The sequence below is a fragment of the Pseudomonas sp. 9.2(2024) genome, assembly GCF_039695385.1.
Lineage (GTDB): Bacteria > Pseudomonadota > Gammaproteobacteria > Pseudomonadales > Pseudomonadaceae > Aquipseudomonas > Aquipseudomonas paraglycinae.
On record NZ_CP155585.1, the window covers coordinates 818,593 to 838,622 of the forward strand.

Consider the following 20,030-nt stretch of genomic DNA (forward strand, 5'->3'; position numbering starts at 1 on the left):
GCCTTCGGCTGCGGTCCTGGCTCAAAGGGATTTCCACAACGAGTCGAAATCCTCTTCGCTCCCGCCATTCCTGGCGGTTTCCAGCGAGCGATAGGCAAACTGATTGAAACTGTGAGTGCTGGCCACCCGCCGATCCAGCCCGGCGCGGTGCTCCTCGCCCTGGGTGTTGATCAGCACTTTGTTGCCTTCCTGAAACGGCAGCCGTGGCGCCAACAGCGTCGCCGGCAAGTCGATCGCACTGATTTCCGGCAACAACAAACCGCGCAGATACTGGCTGTGATCATCCCGCGAACGCACCAGTTGCAAACCGCACGGCCGCGCATGGGGCGCCACCAGTTCGATGCCCATTTGCGTACCGGCGCCGCGCACCTGGCGGATCCAGCGCACCACGGCAATGCTCCAGCCCTGATTGAGGCTGTCCTGAATCCCGACCATTTCCCCGGCCTGCAATTCGGCGGGTACATCCTTCGGCCAGGCCAGACAATAACCGCCGGGGCTGTGGTTGATCACCGGCAAGGCGTAGGTCGGGTAATGCGGCGGACTGTCGGCGTCGTCTTCATCGTCGATCAGCGGTTCGTAACGAATTTCCTCGTAGGGCAACAATTCATCGGATGTGCTCTGCGGCGCGGCATCGAACGCCTGGCTCCAGCTGTCCTTTTCGCCCTGAACCACCGCGCGGCTGAAATTCGCTGCACGGGCGCCGGGGTGCTTGAGCAGTTCGCTGAAGGTGCGTTCGCCGCCGAGGTAGAAGTGCAGGGCGCTCATGCCGACGCACACGGTCAGGTTGCCCTGGCCGACGGTGCGCTGGAAGCTGCGTTCGGCAGCTTCGCCCCAGGTGGCGTGCAAATGTTGCAGGGTGTCGAGCGTCAGGCCGGACGGCACGGGCAGCGGCCTGGTCGCATCCTGATGCAGCAGGTGGGCCTCGATGGCGTTCACCAGTGGTTGCGGATCGAAACCGAGCAGACTGGCTTGTTGCTCGCTACGGAATTGGTAGCGGTAACGCGGGCCGGCGTCGATCTCTGCCGAAACCGCGAACAACCCTTCGCCCGGATGGGCGGGATGCAGCTTCAGCCAGGCGCTCCACGGTTCCACCACTTGCGCCAGACGCACGATCTGATTCTGCCGCAACTGATTGCAGCGGGCGCTGCCCAGCAGCAGGGCGGCGAGGTAGGTCTGTTCGACACTCAACTCGGCGGTCAGGCTGGCAAGGTCGTCGCGCACCCGGCGATGTTGCAGTTGCAGCTCGCAGGCGCAGCGAAACAATTGATGCAGTTCGAACCACAGCTGTTCCGGTGCGGCGCTGTACAACTGCGTGGCGCGAACCAGTTGCCCTTTCAGCGCATGGGCCGCCCGTTGCAGCGCTTCGCTCACCAGGGCTGCGCGATCCCGGGAATACTTGGGCGCGATCCGCAGAATGATCTGTTTGTAACCGATGGCCAGCTGACTTTGCAGGGCCTGGCACAGGTTGCTGATCTTGCGTGAGCGCTCATCGAGCATGATCGCCTGATGCAGAAAATGCCGTTCCAGATGCTGGCAGACGAAGTAAACCTCGGGTCGCAACAGTTCCAGCAGATGCAGGCGATTATCGCTGGGCGTCAGCAATTGATTGAGCTCACCTAAGCCTTGATACAGCAGGCGCGCGGTTTCGCCGATGTTTGCTTTCGGCAGGTCGGCGATCCAGCGCTTGAGGTCGCGCGGGGTGGCTTCACAGAAGGACAGGCGCAACTGCGTCGGGGTCGGGGCGCTCAGTTTTGGTTGGGAACGAGGCTCACTCATGCCGTGACAAGCTCCGGCGGCGAATAGGGCAATGCCAAAAACTCTAGCAGTTGTGGTCTGTTTCGCAGGCGATTGTCAGGGTTTTTTACCGTTGGTCTGCTGGCCTGGTGCCATTCCCGCAGGCGCTACTAGGCTCTCAGACGTGCGATCGGAAACGCACGGTTGCACGGCCTGCCGTCAACGTCGGGGCAGGTCTCCCGAAACTTCAAGGAGATGAGGTTCATGTCTAAATACGCAGTGGCAAATCAATGGGGCGGTAGTTCGGCACCCTGGCATCCGGGTGGAACCTGGGTGCTGGGCGCGCGGGACAACCAGAACGTCGTCGCGATCGAGATCAAGTCCGGCGACGGTGGCAAAACCTTTAACGGCACTATGACTTACGCCGGCGAAGGCCCTATTGGCTTCAAGGCTCAGCGTACTGGCCAGAACCAGTACAACGTTGAAAACCAGTGGGGTGGCAACGATGCCCCGTGGCACCCAGGTGGCAAGTGGGTGATCGGCGGGCGGGATAACCAGAATGTTATCGCGTTGAGTGTCACATCCAATGACGGAGGGAAAAACCTCAGTGGCACCAATACCTACGCCAACGAAGGCCCGATCGGCTTCCGTGGGCAGATAGAGTAACGGCGCCACTCAGGTCGTGTCCGCCCCTTCGCAGACGTGCGAAAGGGCGGATCAACAGGTTCAGGCGTTGGACAGTGCCAGGGCCTGACCCATCTGCACCGGTGAGCCGGCTTTCAATTCTTCAACCCATTTCACCTGATCCGGCCCGAACAGCACGATCGCGGTCGAACCCAGCTTGAAGCGCCCCAGTTCCGCACCTTTTTCCAGATGAATCGGCGCACGGGCGGCTTCGTCGTAACGGAAGGTTTTCAGCTCGCGCTTCGGCGGCGTGACCAAACCGGCCCATACGGTTTCGATCGATGCCACGATCATCGCGCCCACCAGCACCACGGCCATCGGCCCGCGCTCGGTGTCGAAGATGCACGCCACGCGCTCGTTGCGGGCGAACAGTTCAGGAACGTTTTCCGCGGTGGTCTGGTTGACCGAGAAGATCCGGCCCGGAATGTAGACCATTTCGCGCAGGGTGCCGGCCAGCGGCATGTGCACGCGGTGGTAGTCCTTCGGCGACAGGTAAACAGTCGCGAATTCACCGCCCATGAACGGCGCCGCATTGGCCGCGTCGCCGCCCAGCAGTTCCAGCACGCTGAAGCTGTGGCCCTTGGCCTGGAAGATACGACCGTGTTCGATCGGACCGAGCTGGCTGATCGCACCGTCGGCCGGGCTGAGGATTGCGCCCGGGGTCTGGTCCAGTGGACGTGCGCCGTCTTTCAGCGCGCGGGTGAAGAAGGCGTTGAAGTGCTCGTAAGCGGTCACGTCTTCAACCAGCGCCTGCGACATGTCCACTTGATAACGCTTGGCGAACCAGGTGGTGAAGGCATTCTTGAACCAGCGCACGCGGCACTCGGCGACGCAGCCGGCCAGGCGCGACAGCAGGTGATGAGGCAGCAGGTACTGGCTGATGATAAACAAACGCTCTTTCATGACTGTCCTTAAAAATCCTTAAAGCTCGACGGGGGTGTCGGGGTGGTTGCCCCATTCGCCCCAGGAACCGGCGTAGCCCTTGACCCGCGGATAACCGAGAGCCTTGGCCACCAGATAAGTGAAACCGGACCGGTGATGGGTCTGGCAGTGGGTAATGATTTCTTTGTCCTTGGTGATCCCGAGGTTTTCGAGGATCTGCGGCATGTCGGTACGGATGCGCAGCTGGCGCGCCTGATCCATGCCCGCCGTCCATTCGAAATTGACCGCGCCGGGGATGTGCCCGCCCTTGGCCGCCAGGACCTTTTCGCCGGAATACTCCAGCGGACCTCGAGCGTCCCAGATCGCCAGGTCAGCGGCGCCAAGACGGCTCTGCAGGTATTCGCGGGTGGCGGTCGGTTCCTCGTGCAGGGTCAGGGCAACCGGGCCGCCCGCCGCTGGAGGAATCTGGATCGACATCGGCGAACCTTCCGCCAGCCACGCCGGCAGTCCGCCGTCGAGGTAGTGGTATTTGTCATGGCCGATCACGTCGAGCAGCCAGATGAAGCGCCCGGCCCAGCCGCCGCCTTCGTCGTCATAGACCACGTAGACCGCGTCTTTGCGATGGCCGAGTTCACCGAACAGTTCTTCGAGTTTCTCTTTGCTCGGCAACAGGCCCGGAGCCGGCGCCTGACCCAGCTGGGTGCGTTTCGGATCAACAAAACGTGCGCCGGGAATGTGTCCCTCGGCGTAGCGGGCGGCACTGGTCAGATCCACCAGAATCAGATCGCGGGATTCGAGGCGCGGCAGCAGGTCGCTCGGCTCGATCACCAGGGCCAGGCCAGAGAAATCAGACATGTGAGGTCTCCAGAGCACAAAGGGGAAGGATTGTAGCTGTCATTGGCCGCGCTGGCTAAAACTGTGCAGGGCTTTCTCGATGCACTGCGCGGTTTTGCCGAAGGCTTGCACGGTGATGTCGGCGAACGGCCCGCCACCCTGGTCGGCGACCACGATCATGATCACCCGGCCGTTGTTCACCAGTGAACGCAGGAACAGGTGCTCGCCCCGGAACAGCGTGCGCAGCGAGGGCGGCAGCAGGGCGGAAAACTGGGCATTGTTGTCCGGGGTGATCCGCACTTGCGCCTGCTGCGCGAGCAAGCGTTGCAGCACCGAACTCTGGCTGACAACGAAATTGAGCGCAGCGGCTTCCTTCGGCAACCCCGAGGTTTGATGGACGCGCAGATTGGCGTGGCTGCGGTCGGCCATCAGGATCATCACCCGACGCATGCCGCTGGCGACCAGCGCGTCACGGGCGGCGACAGTCAGGCTCATGGCATTGGTGAAGCGGCTTGGCACGGCCAGCAGCTCGGCGCATTGCCGGCGCCACTGGGTCAGATCTTCAGCGGATGGCGCCGCAGCCGGCAGCATTCCGGCAGGCAGACGACGGGTGCCCCACGGCCAGAGCAGCGAAACCGCCGGGTGCCACAGATCCGGCATGGAATGATGGCGAGCGCTGACGGCGGCCTGTTGGTGCAACTGTTGTTGCACCTCGTCCATCGAGATTTGCAGATAGAGGCTGGTCAGGAATTGCCAGCGCTCGCTGTGCGGACTGTCCCAGGCCTGTTGCGCCGAGAGTGCCAGACCGTTGGCCAGTAACACGGTGTTGGCCGGCTGATTGAGCCAGCGACGCAGGGTCGGATCGTCGTCGAGGCGGTTTTGCTGGCGCAACGGATGATCCACATCGCGGGCAATGCGCAGGACCTTGACCAGTTCGCGCTGCTCGGTCAGCAGCAGCCGATAACCTTGTTGCACCCAGATCGGCAGACGCCAGGCTTCCACCAGCGCTTCGCCGATTTTCAGCAGGCGCACGCCGAACAGCTGCTTTTCCACGACGCGCGCTGATTCGCCCTTGTGGATAACCCGCACTTCCCACTCTTCAAGCAATTGGGGAAAGGTCAGTGCCAACGGCCACAGCGGCGACAGAAACAGCAGGCTGCCCCAATGGATGTCCTGCCACAAACGTGCGAGGCGGCTGGCGAAAAAGCCGTTGGCCTGTTGCGTGGCGTGCTGGCTGATCATCTGCAACTGGCGCAGGGCCTGGGGGATCTGTGCGGAAGGTTCGGCGGGCAGGCGCGCGAGCAGTTCTTCGGTGCGGCCAAGGCCGAGGCGATTGATCGCCACTTCGAGGTTTTCCGCCGGCGCAGTCATGTTGCCGTGGGTGTGGCGGTTGGCTTCGCGGATGATGCTCAGAGCCAGTGCCGGGCTGTCCTGCATCAGGTCGGCGATGTCGCGCAGCGAGCTGCGGTCATCGCGAATCGCCCGGCAGACCCGGTCATGGGCATCTTGCGGCACCGGCAGGCGAACGCTGTCGAGCAGCTTCACCCAGCCATCGAGTGTGGTCGGTTTTACGTGTGGGACGTTCGTTTCATTAGCCATGTCTGGACGAGATCTTCACTGACTGTAGACGCGCCCGGCATGGGCTAAATTGGCTTTTCGCCTGAACTGGCTATAGTCTGGCGCAGTTTTGCCGATAAGTAGAAGAAGAGATTTTTTAACTTCCGAATATGACCTTGAACCCGACTTAAACAAGTACCTTTCTACCTATGGCTAAAATTATCGGCATCATCGTCGTATTCGCGAGCGTGCTCGGCGGATACGTGCTCTCCCACGGCAAGATTGCCGCCCTGATCCAGCCTTTCGAGGTAATGATCATCGGTGGTGCTGCACTCGGTGCATTCCTGCAGGCCAACCCCGGCTACATGACGATGCACGTGCTCAAGAAATCCCTGAGCATGTTCAGTTCGCGTTTCAGCCACACGTTCTATCTGGAAGTGCTGGGCCTGATCTACGAGATCCTCAACAAGAGCCGCCGCGAAGGCATGATGGCCATCGAAGGCGACATCGAAGACGCCGCCGCGAGCCCGATCTTCGCCAAGTACCCGGCGGTGCTGAAAGACGAACGCATGACCGCGTTCATCTGCGATTACCTGCGCATCATGTCCTCCGGCAACATGGCTCCCCACGAGCTGGAAGGCCTGTTCGACATGGAACTGTACAGCCTGAAGGAAGACCTCGAGCATCCGTCCCACGCGGTGAACGGCATTGCCGACGCCATGCCGGGTTTCGGTATCGTCGCGGCGGTACTGGGTATCGTGGTGACCATGGCCTCCCTGGGTGAGGGCGATCAGAAGTCCATCGGTCTGCACGTGGGTGCGGCACTCGTGGGTACCTTCTTCGGTATTCTCGCGGCATACGGTTTCTTCGGCCCGCTGGCGCACTCCCTGGCGCACGATGCCAAGGAAGAGCTGAACGTCTACGAAGCCATCAAGGCCTCGCTGGTGGCTTCGGCTTCCGGCATGCCGCCGTCGCTGGCTGTCGAGTTCGGTCGCAAGGTTCTGTACCCGGCTCACCGTCCAAGCTTTGCCGAGCTGGAACAAGCCGTTCGCGGTCGCTAAGTCATGGAAAATAACCAGCCGATAATCATCAAGCGCGTCAAGCGCATCGCCGGCGGGCATCACGGCGGGGCGTGGAAGATCGCCTTCGCCGACTTCGCGACGGCGATGATGGCGTTCTTCCTGGTGTTGTGGCTGCTGTCCACCGCGACCCCGGAACAGAAGATCGCCATCGCCGGTTACTTCAAGGATCCGGTCGGTTTCTCCGAGAGCGGCACGCCGTACATCATCGATCTGGGCGGTACGCCGACCCTGGCGCCGGAAAACACCCTCAACCCTGAAGTGAAGTCGCAGCCGCAACCGGACAAGGTCACGGTCGACACCGAACAGGTTGAAGGCATGGCCGAACAGGTCGAGAAGGAACGCCTGGAACTGTTGCTGCAGGAACTGCAGAACAAGGTCGACGAGAACCCGCAACTGCAGAAGTTCAAGGATCAGATCCTGTTCGAGATCACGCCGAACGGCTTGCGCATCCAGATCATGGACGCCGAGAACCGACCGATGTTCGACTCCGGTTCTGCACGCCTGAAGCCGTACTTCGAAGACATCCTGCTGGCCATGGCCGACACCATCAAAGCGGTACCGAACAAGATCAGCATCAGTGGTCACACCGATGCCAAGCCTTACGTGGGCAACGGCGATTTCGGCAACTGGGAGCTTTCGGCCAACCGTGCCAACGCCGCCCGGCGTGCATTGGTGGCGGGCAGTTATCCGGATGCTCAAGTGGCGCGGGTTGTTGGTTACGCCTCGTCGGCACTGTTCGACAAGGAGAACCCGTTCAACCCGGTCAACCGCCGCATCGACATCGTGGTGCTGACCAAGAAGGCCCAGGCGGCCATCGAAGGTTCGCAAGGTGCCGACCCGTCGAAACCGGCAGATCAAGGCCAGAACGGCGCGGCGCCGGCCACCCCGGTCGACCCGAACGCCTTGCCGGCGGATCAGCAGCCGGTGCCTGCACACGAGTTGCGCGAACGGCTGAACCTGTTCGACGACCCGCTGCCGAAACCGACCGAGCCGGGCGCCGCGGCGCCAGCCCCGGTACCTGCTGCACCGGCTCCCGCGCCGAAACAGTGACCCACAAAAAAGCCGACAGCGATGTCGGCTTTTTTGTGTCCGGCGGGAAGGCTGGTCACAGACGTATTCCCTGCGGCGCTCTGGCTGACTAAAACCCGCGTCGAATACGGTTTTTCAGCGCGTCATGAAACACTTCGGCGTTGTGTCGATTGGCGGTTCGCGTTGACTGATTTGCCGTGACTGAATCCAGGGTCATGGAGCGCTTGACGCTTCCTTCGGTGCGGTAAGCATCGATGAAGAAGTCCAGATCCCGATCGGTGCTCAGCTTCGGCCATTTGTCCAAGTAATGCGGAAGCTCCGCCGGCCCGGTTCTGAACGAGCAGATTCGTCGGTGGCTGATGGTCGCCTCGCCGATTTCGAACGGCACCCACCACGACAGTGCGGTCTTTTCCGACACCACGGCCAGCAGGTGGCTGCACTCGGTGATGTTACGGGTGATGACACCCGTGATGTCGTCGGTGGTCTGGGATTCAGGATCCAGCACATCAAGGTAGGTCTTGATATTGGCCTGAACCAGGCGGCTGTTGATGGCAATCGCCTGAGCGCGATCGCCGTGGCGGTAGCTGATGAATACGGGCATCAGAAATGTCCTTTGAGCGCGAGCTCTCGGTAATAGGCGCCGAGTGCGGTGAGGCGGCAGCCAGTGGAATTGAGGGCGGCGTAATACATGTGCTCGGCGTCGACCGGTTCGATCAGGCTGTGACGGTTGCACATCTGCAACTGTTTGAAGACATCGCCGTGATCGGGATCGAATGCCGCTTCGGTGGGTTCGTAGCTGGGGTCGAGCCGGAAGACGAAGCTCGGCTCGGGAAACCAGTCCTTGAGCTTGCGCAGTGTTTCTTCGGCAATCAGCGGCGCGACTTCGCGCAGCGGTACGAATTGCGACACGTTGGTCTTGAACACCGGCCGCTGTTCCCATGCCCCCAGCGCATTGTCGACAAACGAATACACACTGCCCGGCGTGACCTTGCCCAATACATTGGCTGCGCCGCCGTGCAGGGCTTGCAACAGCAGATCGGTGAACACCCCGTGGCCACGGCTTTCCAGCGCCGATTGTTCTTTCTTGCAGGCCGTCAGGATGGTCATGCCTTCGCCGATCACGCTGCTGCCACCGCGCAGACTGCGCATGGCACCTGCTGCGCCGGCCTGGCAGCAATCCAGGATGATGATCTTGTTCTTGATGTGCGGTGCCTGATCGGCCCACGTCAGAATGTCGCTGATGCGAATGCCTTCGCCGCCGTGCCGGAAGTCCTGTGGAATCAGCAGTCCTTCGTCGATGCTGGTGTCGAACTGGCCATGGCCTGCGAAGTACAACAGCGCTACATCGCAGTCGCCGGAAAACAGCTCCCGGATCTGTTGCTTCATCGTGTCGAGTGTCAGGTTCTCCTCGGCTGAAGTCAGTACCTTGCTGCTGAAGTTCGGCCGCCCGTTGGCGTGGCGCTCCAGTACCGAGGCCATTGCCATCGCATCGTTGTTACAGCCGCTCAGTGGCGCGACGTGAGTGTAGTGGTTGATGCCGATAAACAGTCCCTTGCGCATGGTTACACCGCCGTGTGCAGGCGGATGGCCTTGATGATGCTCTGGGTGTTCCACGCACACTCGGCATGTGCGGCATTGCGTACAACGGTGGAAATCCGTTCGGCACCGAACGGTTTGATCGCGATGATCACCTTGCCCATGCGTCTGGCGATCTCGATTTCCTTGTTGATCCACTTGCTGTAGGTCGAATACATGCCGGCCATGATCAACACCGCCGAGCACGGCCGGATCTTGTTTTCGATCGCCTCTTCAAGCTGCTTGTCGGTGCGTGCACCCATGATCGGATTGTGCGGTGGCACGGAAAAGTTCTTGAAGCAGAAGTCGGGTTGAGCGCCGAGCAGGCGAACCAGATTGTCGTGGGCGTGGGGGTGGTTCCACGAGTGGCTGATGAACAAATGATAGGTCTGCATGGGGTTCCTCGGAGATCGCATAGGTGCGAAGGAAGAACCCAATTTAGGCCTCTGGAAGGGCGCTACAAGGTTTGGGCGGGAAAAGAGAAATGTCCTGCAAACTGAAGTAATCAGGCTTACAGAAAGGGCTTGTGTTTAAGGTGAGGGTGGGAACGCCGCCAGGTTCCGACAACCGGCAGCCCTTGGGGAAGGGCCGCCGACAGGGCTGTTTAGTAGCCGTTTTCCGGCAAACTGGCGATGATCGAGCGGTAGCTGTTCATCCGCTGCTGCTGCACGCGGCCGTCTTCCAGGGCCTTGAGCAGTGCGCATCCCGGTTCGCGATCGTGCTTGCAGTCGCGGAAGCGGCAGGTGCCGAGCAGGTCGTTGAACTCGATGAAACCGGCTTCGACGTCGGCGCGGCTGACGTGGCCGAGGCCGAATTCACGGATGCCCGGGGAGTCGATCAGTTCGCCGCCGCCAGGGAAGTGGAACAGGCGCGCGGTGGTCGTGGTGTGCGTGCCCTGGCCGGACAACTCGGACAGCGGGCCGACACGGGTTTCGACTTCCGGCAGCAGGCTGTTGACCAGGGACGACTTGCCGACACCGGACTGGCCGACGAACACGCTGATGCGCCCGTCGAGCTGCTTCTGCAATTGCTCCATGCCGTTGCCGTGGTGCGCCGAGACTTCCAGTACCGGATAACCCAGCGTGCGATAGACCGCCAACAGGGCATTCAGCGCCGGGGCGTTCTGTTCGTCGATCAGGTCGAATTTGTTCAGCAGCAGCAACGGGCGGATGCCAGCGTGCTCGGCGGCGACCAGATAACGGTCGATCAGGTTCGCATGGGGCTCGGGCAGCGGGGCGAACACGATGACGATCATGTCGACGTTGGCGGCCACCGGTTTGAGCTGGCCACGGCTGTCCGGACGGCAGAGTTCGGTGGTGCGCGGCAGTTGCGCCACGATCACGCCGATGCCCTGGTTGCCGGCGCGCCAGACTACCCGGTCGCCGGTGACCAGTGCCGGCAGGTTGGCCCGCAGGTGGCAGCGGAAGACCTGGCCGGCCAGCTCACCGTCAACGGCCTCGACCTCGACCTGCACCCCGAAGTGGGCGATCACCAGGCCGTGCTGTTCCGGGCCCAGGTCGCCGCCTTCGAGCGCCTCGACAGCCGAGGACTCGCGTTTGGCGGCGCGGGCGGCGCGCTCGCCCTGAATCTTTTCGATGCGCCAGTTTTGACGACGATTGAGTTGGCGTTTGGCCATGGGTGTTCCGTCTGAAGAATGCAGCGATTAGGTAAAACGGCCGCGAGTTTAGCACGCCCGGCAGGCTGCCTAGGCTAAACTGCGCAGCATTGCTCAGGAGCCGAAATATGCAAAACCCGCAGAATCTGATCTGGATCGACCTGGAAATGACCGGTCTCGATCCGGAAAACGACGTGATCATCGAAATGGCCACCATCGTCACCGACAGTGACCTGAACACCTTGGCCGAAGGCCCGGTGATCGCCATCCACCACAGCGACGAAGTCCTCGCCCGCATGGATGAGTGGAACACCCGCACTCACGGCAACTCCGGCCTGACCCAGCGCGTGCGTGAAAGCCGCGTGAGCATGGCCGAGGCTGAAGCCGAAACCATCGCCTTCCTGGAGAAGTGGGTGCCGAAGGGCAAGTCGCCGATCTGTGGCAACAGCATCTGCCAGGATCGCCGCTTCCTTTATACCCACATGAAGTCGCTGGAAAGCTACTTCCACTACCGCAACCTCGACGTCTCCACGCTCAAGGAACTGGCCGCGCGCTGGGCGCCGGACGTGCGTGACAGCTTCAAGAAGGGCAGCACTCACCTGGCGCTGGACGACATCCGCGAATCCATCGCCGAGCTGCAGCACTACCGCAAGCATTTCATCAAGTTCTGAGATCGGCACCCACGCCGGGGTGCCCTCTTTTGGTGCCTCGGCGAAGTGAGTAGACTGCGCGCCTTCCTGCCAGGATCGCCACCATGTTGCTGATGCTCTACCTCGTCGCCATTACTGCCGAAGCCATGACCGGCGCCCTGTCTGCGGGCCGTCGCGGCATGGACTGGTTCGGCGTGGTGCTGATCGCCTGCGTCACGGCATTGGGCGGTGGTTCGGTGCGCGACGTGCTGCTCGGGCATTACCCGCTGACCTGGGTCAAACACCCGGAATATCTGGTACTGACCACAGTCGCGGCGATGATCACCGTGTTCACGGCTCGCTGGATGCGCCATCTGCGCTCGCTGTTTCTGGTGCTCGACGCGGTCGGTCTGGTGGCGTTCACCCTGATCGGCTGCATGACCGCCCTGGAAATGGGCCACGGCATGCTGGTGGCCTCGGTCAGCGGCGTGATCACCGGGGTATTCGGCGGCATCCTGCGCGACATCTTCTGCAACGACATCCCGCTGATCTTCCGCCGTGAGCTGTACGCCAGCGTCTCGTTCGCTGCGGCCTGGTGCTACATGCTGTGTCTGTTCCTGAACGTGCCGGGCGAGCAGGCGATTCTGATCACGCTATTTGGTGGCTTCCTGTTGCGCCTGCTGGCGATTCGTTTTCATTGGGAAATGCCGAAGTTCGTTTATAACGACGAACATTGAGACCTTGCGCAAATGAATTCGTAGCTGTTCTGCCAGCGAATGATTTTTTCGCTATCTGTGTTGTCGAGTGCGGCTGCTTTACGTTCTTCGTGGTTTTTTTTCTTTCGAACTTACATTTTATGATGAATGTATCTCGGAGTTAATGTGGCCGGGTTTTTCAAATTGCTGATTCGGCTTTCATTTTAGCTACAGGTTCTTACATTTAAATTTTTTGCCGGTTTGTGGTTGCATGTTATTCATGTCTCACTTCGCTTTTGCGTTGGAGGTATGGAATGACGTCAAACACAAGGAGTAAAAATATGAGTGAGCTTAACGAAGTATCAGGAAACCAGTTGGTCCATCCTGAAAGGCTGGACAATATCGACTTGAAGGTGAAGTTCGACTCTTCGTCATTAACGCGAAGTAAAGTGCTGTACGGCAATGGCCGTATGCAAGTAAAGGTTCAGGTGCTGGTATCGGGTTATGATGGAAACGGGGATCGCATTCTGGTTCCAGCAGAAGTCATGAATACGGTTGAACTTATTCACTACAACACCGGGAGAACCTTGCGCGATGGCTGGAGTGCCAGTACCGAACAAGGTCGATTTACGTTGGAAGCGCCGGTGATACAGGATGCAGCACAACCCTCTGACGATGAGCCGGATGATGGTATCCACCCGCAAGTGCGCACATTCTGGGTATCGTCCTCGGGTAGCGGCACGACGCAAATCGCGGCAAGTGTTTCTTTGAACGGGGCAACTATCCGAAGCAATGGAACCGGTCTTTCCGGTTTTCAGGACAGCAGTGTCACTCTGGACGCTCAGGTGCCGGTTACCTACTCGGTAGAACAGTTTCGCTGGACTTCGAACAGACGAGGCAATGAGGAGCCGGGAAACCGGATCTGGAACTACTATCTCGGACTTGTTTATCAGGGACAGCAGATCAAACTGGTGGACTGGGTTTCTTCGAAAGGTACGGATGATGTCAAGTTTGCCTATGGCAACTGGATATATGCGTCGAAAACCAACTATTTGAAGGGGATTCTGGTAAGGCCGAATAAAACTGATGTCACTGTGGCGCTACCTGTTAATGACAATACCTTTGTAAATTATATATTTCGAGATCACGCTCTGGATTCTTCGGCAAAGACCAAAGAGTATGTCGTCAGAGTCAATGATCGTCACGGCGAGTTGACCGTCGTGCAAGCGCTTTCCGAGTTCGCATACACGGCGGCCGAATCCAGTGCGGATGGCGTGTTTCCCTTTGTCGCAATCGACCAGTATGGCACGGAGCACAAGTTGGCCATTCGGACCAACTCTGAAAAGCGTGAGTTCTTTCTGGAACGGGGATGAGTCTGCGGCGAGGTGCATTCACTACTTGAGTTCTTTTCGTCGAAAAGGATCCGACCTTGCCAATTAAATATACAGCGGTGCCGACACCTTTATAGATTGGAGGTGCGCGTGGCAGCGCGCGCTTGGTTTTCTGATATCGCCCGATTTGTTGCTATGGTTAATTTAGCCGTTTTCTCGCAGTTTTAAATGATTGCGGGAAAACGGTTTTTTATTGTGCGTAATTAAATGTCCGTTTGTTGAAGAGGGTGTTGAGCAGTTCAGAGTCGGAAGTGAGTCTATCGTCGTTTCATTGTGTGTGATTACATGTTGTCACTGGTTGTCTGTTTTATTTGTTTTTGGAGCGTGTATCAATGAGTTGGCGTGAATGCTATTCAAGCTTCGCGATAACTTTTTTGTTTAAGGGGTTTGATATGTCTGAAGAAGGTTTGATTATCCAGCGTATTGAAGTGAAGTTCGATTCTTCGGCGGCCATTCGCCATAAAGCACTTTATGCCAACGGTCGCATGCAGATTCGGGTGTTGGTGCTGATTTCTGGTGAAGATGCGCAAGGCAACGCTGTTTCGCTCCATGGCCACTCTGCTCTGGAGACACTTCGGTTGATTGACTATAACTCCGCCGCACCGCTGACAGGTGACTGGACAGCGAGCTCCCGGGAGAATCATTTTGCCCACGACATTAAGGGGGGGCACGCACGGGTCTCGCCATTGGTGCCTGCCGCCGGCAATCGATTGTCCGACCCTTCGGAGGTCGTCCAGGTTTTTGAGTACTGGGTTTCCAGCAGTCGCTCGGGGTCGATGCAGATTGCTGCCGAGGTCATCCTGGATGGCGAAAGGTATCGAAGCAACGGCCAGGACGGACGCGACAGCAGTATCACCTTGGAGGCCATCTCACCCAGGCAATATCCGATCGCCAATTTCATGCTGGCCAGGACAAGGGTGCTGGATCGGCCAGGTCTGTTTGAAAGGATGGAGCAGCACAGTCTGACCTTAAACGCAGAAGGTCGTCTGATTCATTTGCTCGAATGGTCCAGCGGGACGGTACAGCAGGAAACCGAATATGCAAGCGAGTTTTTCTATTCCGGCGATGCAACAAAAGTGTCGGCCGGTTTGAGAAGTTATATCGGTTACATCGGTCCTGCTTTCAGCGATCAGGTGACCGCGCGCACGCCGAGTGGCTTTCGGACGTTGCGTCAGGATCCCGGTACGATCTCGATAATCAGCCATATAACAGCAGAACTCCAAAGTAAGGTGATACGCCGGGAGTTTCTGGATCTAAATGTCTACGACGAGTATGGCACCGAACATCGGATACGTATAAACCCGGATATTGCAAATCGGTCATTCACATTAAGTTGAAATGCATTTTTCAATTTGACGCTCTCTTGGCGTTGCTCTGCAATCTTCTTGCGCAAACAGTTTGTCGCAAATAAATGACAGGATGTTAGTTATGAGTAACCACTCTCCGGAGTCCGTGCATTCGAATGCATTCAATTTTGGTGATTTTGTAGCCGGCGGGGTCGATCCCAGAACCGGCGTTTATACCTGTTCGTTATCCCTTGGGTCTATTCAGTCCGTCGACCTCAACGGCCCTTCATTCAATCTTGCGCTGAATTTCAATCCGTTGAATTCGCGCAATGCCGGTTATGGCGCTGGCTGGTCCTTGTCGATCACCCATTATGACTTGCGCAGTAAGGTTATGACGTTCTCCAGCGGCGAGCGCTACAAAGCTGTCGAGTCGCGGGGAGCCTTGCATTTCAAGGAAATGAAGCTGGAAAGCGCCAAGGTTCTGAAAACTGCTGATGGACGATACGAGATCCGATACAAGGATGGTCGACGTGAAGTGCTCAGGGTCCATGGGGCGACCAACATCGCGGTTCCCGAGACGATATTCGCAGCCAATGGCGTGAGTATTTCCCTGAAGTACAGGACGTTCAATGAGCAGCCGATGCTGATCGAGATCAGCGACTTCCAAAGAACGTTGCTCAAGATCGCCCGCAAAGACACAAGGGTGATTCTGACCCGGCATCCGGAGACGCCCTCCAGCGCTGAGTTTGCTCTGACGCTCAGAAACGATCAGGTCAACGCCATCGATTTACCGGAAGGTGGGGGCTGGAAGCTGCAGTACGCAGACGGTTATCTGACCCGAGTTGAATCGCCCCTGGGTGCCGTGGAAAACATTCGCTACAAGGAAGTCGGCCATCTATTTCCGACCGTCGAGGGTGATCAAAGCCTGCCTTGCGTCATTGCCCACGATATTTACGCCAGATACGGGCAACCGAAGGTCAGCAAGATATACACCTATTCGGACCATAATTACCTTGGGCACGGCGTTGCAGCGGATCCCCAGGACGATGGCGATCCTCTTTTCCGCGCCGTGGGGGGCTATCAGTACTCCAGCGAAGAGCGGCTGATTGTCGGGAACAAAGTCCACACCCGTATCAAGCGAACCTACAACAAGTTCCATTTGTTGATCTCCGAGGTGACCACTTGCGGTAATGCGCAAACATCAGTTGCAACGCGGTACTACTGTGACGTGAGACTGCCTTTCACCCAGCAGCCCGCGCAGTTCCGGATGCCTGAAGTCCAGACCCTGACTTACGAGGACCTGACGACAAAAGAGAAGCGTTCCGAGGCCTCTGTCACTGAATACGATGCCATCGGCAACCTGCTCAAACAGGTCGGGGCGGACGGGGTGACAACGCGGTTTGAATACTATCCGGCGACCCAGACACCGGATTGTCCAGCGGATCCGCTGGAGTTTGTCCGCTTCCTGAAGCAAAAAACCGTGGCTCCCGCGACGGGTGGCGGTGCGTCCATCGTCACGCGTTATCGCTATGCCTTGCTCTCCGTGCTCAAGGGCGGGACGCTGGCCAGAGTGGTGCCTGTCGAGGAAAAATCTTTCGAGTGGGTCGCAGATCGCGAAGTTCTTCGTTCGACCCTTGCGCTGACTTATCTGGAAACACCGGACAACCCTCTTACACACGGCCTCCTGGAGCAGCAGAAGGTCACTCGTAACGGCACGACGACTTGTATCAAGCATGCCTACACGACCGACGATTTCTCCCTGCGGCTGAAGACAACCTTGCAGGGGTTCGACGGTACAGCGAGTTCGACCGAGCAAACGCTTTCCACCCTGAGTGGTTTGACGCTGTCCGAGCGCGATGCTGACGACAGTGTGGTTACATTCGAATACGACAAGCTTGGACGTCGTGTACGCAAGACGCTTGTCTCTGGCACGACGAATGTTGCTTCGTATCAATGGCGTCACGAAACGGCCAAGGTAGACGTGCCGGCCACGGTGGTTCTGACCGATCCGTCGGGAGGCATGCAAAAAGTTACCTATGACGCGTTGGGGAGGGTCATAGGCGTTGAAGAAAAGGATTGCGACAACCCGGATCCGGCAGGCTCATTTCCGATGCGAGCGGTCTATGCCGCGCTCCATGATCGGGTCGGACGACTGACTGAGCAGACCCGCACCGACTGGTGGGACGGTGTTGCACGTCCTGTGAAATCGCAGGTGTTTTACGACAACTGGGGTCAGATCAAGGAGACTCGCCATGCCGACGGGCGAGTCGAGTATAACGAGTTCGACCCGGTGGCTCGCCAGCAGAAGCGCTGGCAGCAAGGCCTGGGTAAAACTGTCACTGTCTTCAATGCCTTCGGCAAGCCGGACAGCCTTGAAGTCTTCGACCTCAAGGCGCAAAGCCTTGGCAAAACCGTCTTTGAGTACGACGGATTGGGTCGAACGATCAGTCAAACCGACCCCGCCGGGAACAGGACCGGTTATGAGTACGATGCGTACGATCGACTGTTTCGCAGTGTTTTGCCGGACGGGCATGCGGTGCAGACCGATTTTGCCGTCCACAGCACCGAGGTTTTGCCGGTCGCGATCAGAGTCGCTGGGAAACTGTTGGGGCAGCAAGTCTTCGATGGTTTGAATCGGCTGACCGAGCTTTCGGTGGGCGGGCGCAAGTCAGTTGCAGTTTATCCGGCCGGCAAGACTCAGCCCACATCGCACACGAGTGCGGCAGGGGAAACGACCGAGTTTGTTTATTCATCGGGTCCGGGTGGCGCCTTGACTGAGCGCAAAGCGCTAACAGGAGGCGGAGGGCTTACCCGTTTCACCTACGATGAACGAAACGGCAGAATGGAAAGTTGCGTCGAGCAAGGACGTGAGAATCTGTTCGAGTACTTTCCGTCCGGGCGTCTGAAGTCGGAAACAACCCGCTTTGACGGGCAGCGCCGGACGACCTCCCATACCTACTCCCTGGCGGGGCGCCCTCTGGAACACGTGGACGTATCGGGCACGCGGCACAAAACCGAGTACGACATCTGGGGGCGCGAAACCTTGCACAGGCAAGGCCCGATAGAAACTCGATACTTCTATGGCAAGGCTGGTTTGCTTGAGCGGATCGAAACCCGGGATACCCTGTCCGGGCATCATATCCTCACGCATCTGACCTACGATGATATCGGTCGTGAGCTGACCCGCCGTTTTGAAGTCAACGGGTTACCCTCTCAAACGCTGAGCTCCAGTTACACCGTGACGGGCAAGCTGGCGCAGAAGGTTCTCAAACGCGGCTTCATGGTGTTGCGCGATGAGCGGTTTTCTTACGATGCACGCGGTCGACTCATCCAGTACGACTGTGAAGGGATCCAGCGACCGCGGGACCCTTATGGCAAGGAAATTATCCAGCAAACATTCACGTTCGATGCGCTGGATAACATTCTCTCCTTGCAAACCACGTTCCCTCTGGGTGTCAACGTGACGACGTTCAGTTTCAGCGAACAGGATCCGGCCCAGTTGGTCGGGGTTCAACATTCTCATGCCGACTATCCGGCACCGGTCACCCTGGAATACGACGCCAACGGCCGGATGATCAAGGACGATAAGGGCCGTACTCTGGCCTACGACACGTTTGGCCGCCTGACTCAGGTTATCGATTCACGTGGGGAGGTCCTGCGTGGTTACCGATACGACGGCTTCGATCGGCTGGTCGAGCTGTCGCAATCCGGAAAGTCGGCGGTGCAGCGCTTCTATCACCACAACAAAATGAGCAACGAAGTCAGTGGTCCTGAATCACGCAGTGTCGTGCGACACGGCCGTCTGATATTGGGACAGCAGCAACTGGGAGCGGATGCGGGTATCCGGCTTTTCGGGGCTGACCAGCAGCAGAGCGTGCTGAGTCGCTCGCATGGCGAACAATCACTCGACAGCGCCTACAGTCCCTACGGGCATCGGCCTGTCGAGGGAGGCCTGTTCAGTCAGGCGGGTTTCAATGGCGAGCAACTGGATGAAGTCACCGGTCTGTATCTGCTGGGCAATGGTTACCGGGCCTACAGCCCGACACTGATGCGCTTCATCAGCCCGGACAGCCTGAGTCCGTTCGATGCAGGCGGCTTGAATGCTTACGCGTATTGCCTTGGCGATCCGGTTAACCGAGTGGATCCTACGGGGCATGTTTCCTGGCAGTCGATTGCCGGGGTTGCGCTAGCAGCACTGGGGACTGCGGTGAGTTTTCTGACGCTGGGAGCGGCCTCGCCACTCGGTGTGCTGGCCATCGGGCTGGGAGTCGCCTCGGGTGTTACCGCTATCGCCAGCGAGCTGGCTCATGAACTGGCCCCGGATTCTTCGGCGGGTGACGTCCTTGGCTACATCAGTCTGGGACTTGGGTTGGCATCCCTTGGCGCCGGCCTGGCGGGTCAGGCTATCAAAGGTGCCAGCAGGTTGGCGGGGGCTTTCAAGTCAGGGTTGAGCACTAATCCTCGCGAGGCCGCCAGAGCCATGGCGAGTGGAATGGGGGGGCGAAGCACTTCGGGAACGAGCGCAGGTCCACGAAAATGGACATACAAGACACAGGGCTTCAGAGGGACGGTAGATGGTCAAAAAACAGGAAGAGGCGCCATTCCCGGCTTTGAAGACCTTGATGACATTTCAAGGGATAAATTCTTCCGTTTCAAGGATGCAATCAAGGACGGAGGAAAGTCTCCAAGCGAAGCTGCAAATGGTCTTGGGGGCAAGACTTATTACAATGAGATGGTCCCTTTCAAGTCTCCCAACCCGCGTCAGCTCCGCGACCCAGGTTACTTCAATGACACGGGTTACACGGAAATCAGGCTTAACCAGGCCACACGTCTGTTTTTCTTTGCGAACCATGACACCCGGACGGTAACCATGCATGCGTTTGGTCATACCGTTCGAGGCGCTTGATGGGCCTGGCGTGCCATGGCCGGGAGGGCAGCGCCCACTCGTGCTTTTGCCGGATACACTCTGAGGAATGATCCGGTCGCGCCTTCGGTGGTTCCAAGAGGAATCGCTGAAGGCGCCTTTTCTCTTTAATT

16 protein-coding genes are annotated in these 20,030 nt (G+C 58.7%); 8 read left to right on the forward strand and 8 right to left on the reverse strand.

Annotation, left to right across the window (positions count from 1 at the left end):
* Positions 1–21: 21 nt before the first annotated feature.
* The gene (locus ABFB52_RS03625) at positions 22–1,776 is read right to left on the reverse strand and encodes a molecular chaperone (RefSeq protein ID WP_129972329.1); all 1,755 of its coding nucleotides are present in this window, start codon (positions 1,774–1,776) and stop codon (positions 22–24) included.
* 222 nt (positions 1,777–1,998) lie between these two features.
* On the opposite strand from ABFB52_RS03625, the gene ABFB52_RS03630 reads away from it, so the two are divergent.
* On the forward strand, positions 1,999–2,400 hold the full coding sequence (locus ABFB52_RS03630) for a lectin OAA (protein WP_102686793.1): 402 nt from the start codon (positions 1,999–2,001) through the stop codon (positions 2,398–2,400).
* A gap of 60 nt (positions 2,401–2,460) precedes the next feature.
* On the opposite strand, the gene asd is transcribed toward ABFB52_RS03630, so the two are convergent.
* The 3 genes from asd to ABFB52_RS03645 are packed head-to-tail and all read right to left on the reverse strand — an operon-like array spanning position 2,461 to position 5,733.
* Entirely contained in the window at positions 2,461–3,321 is an 861-nt protein-coding gene (gene asd, locus ABFB52_RS03635; RefSeq protein WP_007952166.1) for an archaetidylserine decarboxylase, read from the reverse strand.
* An 18-nt stretch (positions 3,322–3,339) separates the two neighbouring features.
* Positions 3,340–4,155, reverse strand: coding sequence for a rhodanese-like domain-containing protein (locus tag ABFB52_RS03640; RefSeq protein WP_064379082.1), 816 nt, complete (start codon positions 4,153–4,155; stop codon positions 3,340–3,342).
* 39 nt (positions 4,156–4,194) lie between these two features.
* Positions 4,195–5,733, reverse strand: a complete 1,539-nt coding sequence (locus ABFB52_RS03645) for an HDOD domain-containing protein (protein WP_085746496.1) — start codon at positions 5,731–5,733, stop codon at positions 4,195–4,197.
* 167 nt (positions 5,734–5,900) lie between these two features.
* On the opposite strand from ABFB52_RS03645, the gene motA reads away from it, so the two are divergent.
* Together motA and motB are read left to right on the forward strand one after the other, a co-directional pair.
* Positions 5,901–6,752 (forward strand): flagellar motor stator protein MotA, encoded by an 852-nt coding sequence (gene motA, locus ABFB52_RS03650; RefSeq protein ID WP_007952169.1) that lies wholly within the window; start codon positions 5,901–5,903, stop codon positions 6,750–6,752.
* 3 nt (positions 6,753–6,755) lie between these two features.
* Positions 6,756–7,823: a flagellar motor protein MotB gene (gene motB, locus ABFB52_RS03655; RefSeq protein WP_129972330.1), complete on the forward strand. Its 1,068-nt coding sequence runs from the start codon at positions 6,756–6,758 to the stop codon at positions 7,821–7,823.
* Between the two features lie 88 nt (positions 7,824–7,911).
* Here motB and ABFB52_RS03660 read toward each other — a convergent pair whose 3' ends face one another.
* The 4 genes from ABFB52_RS03660 to rsgA all read right to left on the reverse strand — a co-directional run bounded on the left by ABFB52_RS03660 (position 7,912) and on the right by rsgA (position 11,013).
* Positions 7,912–8,403 carry a toll/interleukin-1 receptor domain-containing protein gene (locus tag ABFB52_RS03660; protein WP_102686789.1) on the reverse strand — a complete coding sequence of 164 codons (492 nt, stop codon included), beginning with the start codon at positions 8,401–8,403 and terminating at the stop codon, positions 7,912–7,914.
* A complete protein-coding gene (locus ABFB52_RS03665; protein ID WP_085746498.1) occupies positions 8,403–9,362 on the reverse strand; it encodes a caspase family protein in 960 nt (319 codons plus the stop codon). Before ABFB52_RS03665 ends, ABFB52_RS03660 begins: the two co-directional genes overlap by 1 nt.
* 2 nt (positions 9,363–9,364) lie before the next feature.
* Positions 9,365–9,772, reverse strand: a complete 408-nt coding sequence (locus tag ABFB52_RS03670; RefSeq protein WP_064379087.1) for a TIR domain-containing protein — start codon at positions 9,770–9,772, stop codon at positions 9,365–9,367.
* Between the two features lie 209 nt (positions 9,773–9,981).
* On the reverse strand, positions 9,982–11,013 hold the full coding sequence (rsgA, locus tag ABFB52_RS03675; protein WP_039766628.1) for a small ribosomal subunit biogenesis GTPase RsgA: 1,032 nt from the start codon (positions 11,011–11,013) through the stop codon (positions 9,982–9,984).
* 107 nt (positions 11,014–11,120) lie between these two features.
* Between rsgA and orn the strand changes: the two genes are divergently transcribed.
* From orn to ABFB52_RS03700, 5 genes are all read left to right on the forward strand, one after another.
* The gene (orn, locus tag ABFB52_RS03680; protein ID WP_065258764.1) at positions 11,121–11,663 is read left to right on the forward strand and encodes an oligoribonuclease; all 543 of its coding nucleotides are present in this window, start codon (positions 11,121–11,123) and stop codon (positions 11,661–11,663) included.
* A gap of 83 nt (positions 11,664–11,746) precedes the next feature.
* The gene (locus tag ABFB52_RS03685) at positions 11,747–12,358 is read left to right on the forward strand and encodes a trimeric intracellular cation channel family protein (RefSeq protein ID WP_085746499.1); all 612 of its coding nucleotides are present in this window, start codon (positions 11,747–11,749) and stop codon (positions 12,356–12,358) included.
* A gap of 299 nt (positions 12,359–12,657) precedes the next feature.
* Positions 12,658–13,689 (forward strand): hypothetical protein, encoded by a 1,032-nt coding sequence (locus ABFB52_RS03690; RefSeq protein WP_129972331.1) that lies wholly within the window; start codon positions 12,658–12,660, stop codon positions 13,687–13,689.
* Between the two features lie 410 nt (positions 13,690–14,099).
* Positions 14,100–15,044: a hypothetical protein gene (locus ABFB52_RS03695; protein WP_129972332.1), complete on the forward strand. Its 945-nt coding sequence runs from the start codon at positions 14,100–14,102 to the stop codon at positions 15,042–15,044.
* A gap of 91 nt (positions 15,045–15,135) precedes the next feature.
* Positions 15,136–19,899, forward strand: a complete 4,764-nt coding sequence (locus tag ABFB52_RS03700) for an RHS repeat-associated core domain-containing protein (protein WP_256656665.1) — start codon at positions 15,136–15,138, stop codon at positions 19,897–19,899.
* The last annotated feature ends 131 nt before the right edge of the window (positions 19,900–20,030 follow it).